Below are 7369 nucleotides of genomic sequence, written 5' to 3' on the forward strand. Positions count from 1 at the left end.
GGCGAGCCGGTCGACTGGGGGCCGACCCTGCTGGCGACCGGCATCGCCTTCGTCGTCGGGCTGGCGGTGATCGTCTACTTCCTCCGCTACATCTCGACGCACAGCTTCCGGCCGTTCGTCGTCTATCGGATCGCGCTCGGCCTGGTGGTCCTCGGTCTGCTGGCCGCCGGCGTCATCGACACCTGACCGATGTCACGCGCGGCCAGCCCAGGGGGCCGGCCGGGCTCGCGCTCGGAGTGGCTGACGATTGCTTGGAGTGGCTTGTGTGCCAGGGCGAGCAATCGTCGGCCACGCATATGTGGTCGACGCGCAGCCAAGCCGGGTGGGGGCGGTGGCGGTGCGGTCAGCGGGGCTGGCCGTCGCGGACCAGGTCCGCGGCGTCGAGCTCGGTGGGCAGCTTGGCGCCCTTGAGGAACGGCTCAGGGTCCAGCGGCTCGCCGTCCACCCGCACCTCGAAGTGCAGGTGCGGCCCGGTCGAGTAGCCGGTCGACCCGATGACGCCGATGGCCTGCCCCTTGACGACGCGGTCGCCGGGCTTGACCCCGACCGCAGCCTGGTGCGCGTACATCGTGGTGACGCGCAGGCCGCCGATCTTGCCGTGGTCGATCACCGTCATGTTGCCGTAGGCGACGTTGAACTCGGTGAACAGCACGACGCCGTCGTCGGCGGCGTAGGCGATGCCGTCGCCGACCGAGAAGTCCGTGCCGGTGTGGATCTTCACGTAGTGCAGGATCGGGTGGAACCGGGGGCCGAACGGCGAGGTGATGGAGCCGGTGCCCGGGCGGACGAACTCCCCGGTGCCCTTGGGCGGACGCCCACCCCCGGCGAGCTCGCGGGAGAGGTCGACGATCCGGGAGGCCAGCGCGCCGGACTCGGTGACGAGCACCTGGTACTGCCGCTTGTCCTCGAGCGCCGCCTTCTTGGCCTCCTCGAAGGCCGCCTTTCGGGCCGCGACGACGGCGTCGACCTGCTTCTGCGCGGCGTCGGCCATCATCTCCTTGGCCTGCACGGCGGCCAGCGCGAAGGCTGCGGCCTCGCGGCGAGCCTCGGCCTCCTTGCGTGCGGCCGTCATCCGCGACCGGGCGTTGAGCAGCTCGGCCCGGTCGGCGGTCAGCTCGGCGAGCACCGCGTTGCCCGCGCTGCCGACGCTCTGCAGGAAGGCGAGGCGGTCGGCGAGCTGGTTCGGGCTCGTCGACGACAGCACCAGCGCCCATTCGCCCATCGAGCCGTTGCTCTGGTAGGCCACCCGGGCCAGCGACCCCAGGTCGTCCTGCCGGGAGGCGATGCGCGCCTCGACGATCTCGAGCTCACGTCCGGCCCGGTCCTCGGCGAGGACCGCCACGTCGAGGTCGGTCTGGGCCTGCGCGTCGATCTCCCGGGCCGCCTTCAGCGCCTCGCGGGCGTCGTCGAGGGCGTGTTGGGCGATGACCAGGTCGGTCTTGGCCTTGGCCAGGTCCTTCGACGCCTCGACGAGTGCGGCGGCGTCGTGCGCCTCCTCGGCGGCCCGCCGGGCCTCCTCCTCGGCCTGCTTGCGCGCCTTCTCGGCCGCCTCCTTGCGCTTCTCGGCGGCCCGCTCGCGCGCCCTGGCGTCGGCGCGGTCCTGGCGGCGCTGCTCGGCCTTGGACAGCGTCTCCGTCGGGCTCGGGGAGGGGGTGGGGTCGGCCGCCGAAGCGGGCAGCCCAGAACCGACCAGGGAGAGGCAGACGGCGGCGAGCAGGGCAGCGGTCAGCGAGGTGCGCCGCCGCACGGTGGCACGCATCCGCCCACCCCCCTTGCTCGCTCGCCGGCCGGGCTCATGCCCCGACCGTGCAGAGGCCTTGCGCAGGCCCGAGTCTCCCCACACGTCGTTCCACTGGACCGGAGGCCCATGGTGACCGCCGAACTCGCTCTTGTGCAGGTCTTTACCGGGAAAACCCGGACGCAGGGCCCGAAGTGACTAGGCCCGGTGCCCGACCTGGTCACAGCCAGCCACTGCGCTTGAACCCTCGGTAGAGGCCCACGCAGATGACCGCCATCAGCAGCAGGGCGGCCGGGTACCCGTAGGTCCAGCGCAGCTCCGGCATGTGCTCGAAGTTCATCCCGTAGATCCCCGCGATCGCCGTCGGGACCGCGGCGATCGCCACCCAGGCCGAGATGCGTCGCATGTCCGAGTTCTGCTGCACGCCGACCTGGGCCAGGTTGGCGTTGAGGACAGAGCCCAGCAGGTCGTCGAAACCGTCGACCTGCTCGGCGACCCGGACCGCGTGGTCCGCCACGTCGCGGAAGAACGGGTGCAGCCGCTCGTGGACCATCTGGACCTGGCCGGTCGACAGCCGCGACATCGGCTCCACCAGGGGACGCACCGCGCGGCGGAACTCGATGACCTCGCGCTTGAGGTTGTAGATGCGCGCCGCGTCGTTGGTGCGCTCGAGCGAGAAGACGCGCTCCTCGACCTCCTCGATGTCCTCCTCGACCGCGTAGGCGATCTCGCTGTAGTCGTCGACCACGGCGTCGCTCACGGCGTAGAGCACGGCAGCCGGACCGCACTCGAGCAGATCGGACTCGATCTCCAGGCGGCGGCGGATGTCGGAGAGGGCACGGGCCCTCCCGTGGCGCACCGACACGATGAACGAGTCGCCGAGGAAGAGCATCACGTCGCCGAGCTCGACCTGCTGGGTCTCCTCGTCATAGCCCACGGTCTTGAGCACGACGAACAGCGAGTCGGCGAACTCCTCGACCTTGGGCCGCTGGTGCGCCTTCACCGCGTCCTCGACGGCCAGCGGGTGCAGGCCGAACTCCAGGGCGACCTTCTCCAGCTCGGCCTCGGTCGGCTCGTGCAGCCCGATCCAGATGAACGAGTCGCCCGTCGCCCGGGCCGTGGCCAGCGCCGCGCCGAGGTCATCGAGGCCGTCGGGCACCTGCTCCCGGCGGCCCTGTCGGTAGAGCGCGCAGTCGACGATCACGCCGCCATTGTGTGCCCTGAGCCGCCCGGTCGTGACGCACGTGCTCGGTCGGGTCGGGCGACGTACGTCTCGTAGGCTCCCCGACGTGACCACGCTGCTGCTCGTCCGCCACGGGCGCACCACGGCCAACGGCGCCGGCGTGCTCGCCGGGTGGACGGAGGGGGTTTCCCTCGACGACGCCGGCCGCGAGCAGGTGACCGCCCTGGCGCAGCGTCTCGCGCCGGTGCCGCTGACGGCGGTCGTCACGAGCCCGCTGCAGCGCTGCCTGGAGACGACCGACCTGATGCTCGCCGGCCGCGACGACGTGCCCCGCCACGTCGACGACCGGGTCGGCGAGGTCCGCTACGGCGACTGGTCGGGCGAGAAGCTCTCCAAGCTCGCCAAGGACCCGCTGTGGAAGGTGGTCCAGGCGCACCCGTCGGCGATGACCTTCCCCGGTGAGGGCGGTGAGGCCCTGCGCGACATGCAGGTGCGCGGCGTGGCCGCCGTGCGCGAGTGGAACACCCGGCTGGGCGACGACGCCGTCTATGCCGTCGTGTCGCACGGCGACGTCATCAAGGCGGTGTTGGCCGACGCCCTCGGCATGCATCTCGACCAGTTCCAGCGGCTGGTTGCCGATCCTGCGTCGGTGAGCATCGTCACCTACACGGCGCTGCGCCCGTTCGTCGTTCGGATGAACGACGGCGGCGGCGACCTCTCGTTCCTCGCGCCGAAGCCGAAGCGGAAGAGCCGTCGCAAGGCCGGGTCATCCGGCTCGTCGTCGACCCGCTCGTCGGCCCGCGAGTCGGCCCGGTCGTCGGACGCCGCGCTCGGCGGCGGCGCCGGTCCGCAGGCCTGAGACCACATAGGGTTTCCGGCATGGCGCGCATCGTCTTCGAGTACGACCCGCCGGACCGCTTCGTGGCCGGGACCGTGGGGGAGCCGGGGCAGCGCACCTTCTACCTCCAGGCCGCTGGCGGGGGCCGGACGACGAGCGTCGCCCTGGAGAAGCAGCAGGTCGCGGTGCTGGCCGAGCGGGTCGAGGCGCTGCTCGACGAGGTCGTGCGCCAGTCGTCCGGCGTGGCCGCCGTGCCGGCCGTCACGCCCGCCGACGTGACGGACACCGAACCGCTGGCCAGCCCGGTCGAGGAGGAGTTCCGGGTCGGGACGATGGCGCTCGCCTGGGACACCGACGACGAGGTCGTGGTCATCGAGGCCCAGGAGCTGACCGACGGCGAGGACGACGACGACACCGAGACCCCGTTGATCGACGACGAGGCCGACGAAGGACCGACGCTGCTGCGGGTGCGCATCACCGGCGCTGCCGCCCGGGCCTTCGTCTCTCGGGCGCAGGCCGTCGTCGCCGCCGGCCGGCCGCCGTGCCCCTTCTGCGGCGGGCCGCTGGACGCGGGCGGGCACGTGTGCCCCCGGGCCAACGGCTACCGCCGGTAGGCAGCCGGCCGTGAGCGCCCCGGACGACCGGCTCGACGCGCGCTCCGCCCTCAGCCTGCTGCGCGAGGGCGAGATCGAGGTCGAGGGACGCCTGCTCGACGCCTCCAACGCGACGCTGTTCTGCGTGCTGCGCGGCGACGGCGCCGAGGCTCGCTGCGTCTACAAGCCAGTGGCGGGGGAGCGGCCGCTCTGGGACTTCCCCGACGGGACGCTGGCCGGCCGCGAGGTGGCGTCGTACGCCGTCTCCTGCGCGTCGGGCTGGGACGTGGTCCCGCCGACGGTGCTTCGCGACGGACCGTTCGGCCCCGGCATGTGCCAGCTCTGGGTCGACACCGACCCGGCCGTCGACCTGGTCGACGTGCTCGCGCCTGCGGCCCTGCCGGCCGACTGGCTGCAGGTGCTCGACGCGCTCGGCGGTGACGGCGAGCCGGTGGTGCTCGGTCACGCCGACGACGCGCGGCTGCGGCGGATGGCCGTCCTCGACGTCGTGCTCAACAACGCCGACCGCAAGGGCGGACACGTCCTGCCCGGGCCGGACGGCCACGTCCGCGGTGTGGACCACGGCGTGACCTTCCACACCGAGCCCAAGCTGCGCACCGTCCTGTGGGGATGGGCCGGGGAGCCGCTCATCGATGGCGAGCTGGCCGTCCTCGAGGACCTGCGGGAGCAGATCGAGGGCGACCTCGGGTCCGAGCTCTGTCAGCTGATCGCCCCGCCGGAGGTGCGGGCCTGCCGCCGGCGGGTCGAGCAGCTGCTGCGCCAGGGCGCCATGCCCTATCCGGCCGACGGCTGGCCGGCCATCCCGTGGCCGCCGTTCTGAGCCGGCGCACGTAGGATCCGCGGGTGCGTCCCTGGCCCGCTCCCTTCGTCCCGGCCCTGCCCGGACAGGGATACGCCCTGCGGCTGCACGACACCGCGACCGGCGAGATCCGCCCGACCGCCCCGGGGCCGGTGGCCCGGATGTACGTGTGCGGCATCACCCCCTACGACGCGACCCATGTCGGGCACGCGGCGACGTACATCACCTTCGACCTGGTGCACCGCGCCTGGCTCGACGCCGGGCACGAGGTCCACTACGTGCAGAACGTCACCGACGTCGACGACCCGCTGCTCGAGCGGGCGCAGCGGGACGGGCAGGACTGGGCCGAGCTGGCCGACCGCGAGGTGGCGCTGTTCCGCGAGGACATGACGGCCCTCGGGGTCGTCCCGCCGCGTGACTACGTCGGAGTGGTCGAGTCGGTCGACCTGATCGCCGGCGCCGTGGCGCGGCTCGTCGAGTCCGGCGCCGGCTACGACGTCGAGGGCGACACCTACTTCGCCGTGCACAGCGACCCGCGGTTCGGCGCGGTGGGCAGCCTCGACGACGACGAGATGCTCGCGCTGTTCGACGAGCGGGGCGGCGATCCGCGCCGGCCGGGCAAGAAGCACCCGCTCGACTGCCTGCTCTGGCAGGCGGCCCGACCGGGGGAGCCGTCGTGGGAGACCGCCAGCGCCCTGCCGGCCGGCCGGCCCGGGTGGCACCTGGAGTGCGCCGCGATCGCGCTGGACCGGCTCGGCACCACCGTCGACGTGCAGGGCGGCGGCAGCGACCTGGTCTTCCCGCACCACGAGATGAGCGCGTCCGAGGCGCACGTCCTCACCGGCGAGTGGCCGTTCGCGCGCCACTACGTGCACGCCGGCATGGTCCGGCTCGACGGCGAGAAGATGTCGAAGTCCAAGGGCAACCTGGTGTTCGTGTCGCGGCTGCGGGCGGCCGGCCGGGAGCCGATGGCGGTCCGGCTGGCGATCCTCGGCCACCACTACCGCACCGACTGGTCCTGGACCGAGGACGACCTGGTCGCCGCCGAGGCGCGGCTGGCGCGCTGGCAGGACGCCGTCTCGCGGCCCGGCGGCCCGGCGGCCGACGACACGGTCGAGGAGGTGCGACGTCACCTCGCCGACGACCTCGACGCACCCGGCGCTCTCGCCGCCGTCGACCGGTGGGTCGCCGAGGCCGAGCGCAACCGGGGCGCCGACGAGGCTGCGCCGGGTCTGGTCAGCCGGGCGGTCAACGCGCTGCTCGGCGTCCGCCTCTAGCGCACCTCCCGGAGATCGTTTGCGACGGCGGGTCAGCGGACACGCCGGTCGTCCGGCGTGTCCCGACCGGGGATGTCGCAAACGATCTCGAGTTGAAAGCCGACGGCGTCAGCGGCCCAGCCGGGCGTAGGTCGCCTCGGCGCTCTCCTTGGCCTGACGCCACCAGTCCTCGTGGCTGCGGTACCACTCGATCGTCTGCTCCAGCCCGGCCCGGATGTCGCGGTAGCGAGGCGCCCACCCAATCTCCTCGCGCAGCCGGGTCGAGTCGATCGCGTAGCGCAGGTCGTGGCCCGGCCGGTCGCTCACCAGGTCGTACCAGTCGGCCGGCTTGCCCATCAGCTCGAGGACCGTCTCGACGATCTCGCGGTTGTTGCGCTCGCCATCGGCCCCGATCAGGTAGGTCTCGCCGAGGCGGCCCTTCTCGAGGACCGTGACCACGGCGTCGTTGTGGTCGTCGACGTGGATCCAGTCGCGCACGTTGAGCCCCTGGCCGTAGAGCTTGGGCTTGATGCCCAGCAGCACGTTGGTGATCTGGCGGGGGATGAACTTTTCGACGTGCTGGTAGGGCCCGTAGTTGTTCGAGCAGTTCGACAGGGTGGCCTGCACGCCGAAGGAGCGCACCCAGGCACGGACCAGCAGGTCGGCGGACGCCTTCGTCGCCGAGTAGGGGCTGGACGGGTTGTAGGGCGTCTGCTCGGTGAAGCGCGCCGGGTCGTCGATCGCCAGGTCGCCGTAGACCTCGTCGGTCGAGACATGGTGCAGCCGCACGCCGTGGTGCCGCACCGCCTGCAGCAGCTGGTAGGTGCCGACGATGTTGGCCTCGACGAAGGGCCACGGGTCGTCGAGCGAGTTGTCGTTGTGCGACTCGGCCGCGAAGTGCACGACGACGTCGGCCTCGGCCACCAGCTTGTCGACCAGCT

At 72.5% G+C, this 7369-nt stretch carries 8 protein-coding genes; 5 read left to right on the top strand and 3 right to left on the bottom strand.

The annotated features are described in order from the left end of the window. The coding region (locus tag VK640_16905; protein HTE74858.1) for an undecaprenyl-diphosphate phosphatase at positions 1–186 on the top strand (186 nt) is incomplete at its 5' end. Between the two features lie 157 nt (positions 187–343). Here VK640_16905 and VK640_16910 read toward each other — a convergent pair. Together VK640_16910 and corA are read right to left on the bottom strand one after the other, a co-directional pair. Then, positions 344–1759 carry a peptidoglycan DD-metalloendopeptidase family protein gene (locus tag VK640_16910; protein ID HTE74859.1) on the bottom strand — a complete coding sequence of 472 codons (1416 nt, stop codon included), beginning with the start codon at positions 1757–1759 and terminating at the stop codon, positions 344–346. Between the two features lie 199 nt (positions 1760–1958). Then, entirely contained in the window at positions 1959–2942 is a 984-nt protein-coding gene (gene corA / locus VK640_16915; GenBank protein HTE74860.1) for a magnesium/cobalt transporter CorA, read from the bottom strand. An 85-nt stretch (positions 2943–3027) separates the two neighbouring features. Between corA and VK640_16920 the strand changes: the two genes are divergently transcribed. Genes VK640_16920 through mshC form a run of 4 tightly spaced genes read left to right on the top strand, consistent with a single transcriptional unit; the run spans position 3028 to position 6449 of the window. Beyond that, positions 3028–3780, top strand: coding sequence for a histidine phosphatase family protein (locus VK640_16920; GenBank protein ID HTE74861.1), 753 nt, complete (start codon positions 3028–3030; stop codon positions 3778–3780). Positions 3781–3800: 20 nt separating this feature from the next. Next, on the top strand, positions 3801–4373 hold the full coding sequence (locus VK640_16925) for a DUF3090 domain-containing protein (protein HTE74862.1): 573 nt from the start codon (positions 3801–3803) through the stop codon (positions 4371–4373). 10 nt (positions 4374–4383) lie between these two features. Next, positions 4384–5193: an SCO1664 family protein gene (locus VK640_16930; protein ID HTE74863.1), complete on the top strand. Its 810-nt coding sequence runs from the start codon at positions 4384–4386 to the stop codon at positions 5191–5193. Between the two features lie 23 nt (positions 5194–5216). Continuing rightward, a complete protein-coding gene (gene mshC, locus VK640_16935) occupies positions 5217–6449 on the top strand; it encodes a cysteine--1-D-myo-inosityl 2-amino-2-deoxy-alpha-D-glucopyranoside ligase (GenBank protein HTE74864.1) in 1233 nt (410 codons plus the stop codon). 108 nt (positions 6450–6557) lie between these two features. Here the strand turns inward: mshC and rfbB are convergent. Further along, the coding region (rfbB, locus tag VK640_16940; protein HTE74865.1) for a dTDP-glucose 4,6-dehydratase at positions 6558–7369 on the bottom strand (812 nt) is incomplete at its 5' end.

Source organism: Actinomycetes bacterium, from assembly GCA_035489715.1.
GTDB lineage: Bacteria > Actinomycetota > Actinomycetes > JACCUZ01 > JACCUZ01 > DATHAP01.

What these genes read in the sequence shown, in the direction of transcription:
- VK640_16910 (HTE74859.1), bottom strand. Translation starts at nt 1,759, where the DNA reads ATGCGTGCCACCGTGCGGCGGCGCACCTCGCTGACCGCTGCCCTGCTC.
- VK640_16925 (HTE74862.1), top strand. Translation starts at nt 3,801, where the DNA reads ATGGCGCGCATCGTCTTCGAGTACGACCCGCCGGACCGCTTCGTGGCC.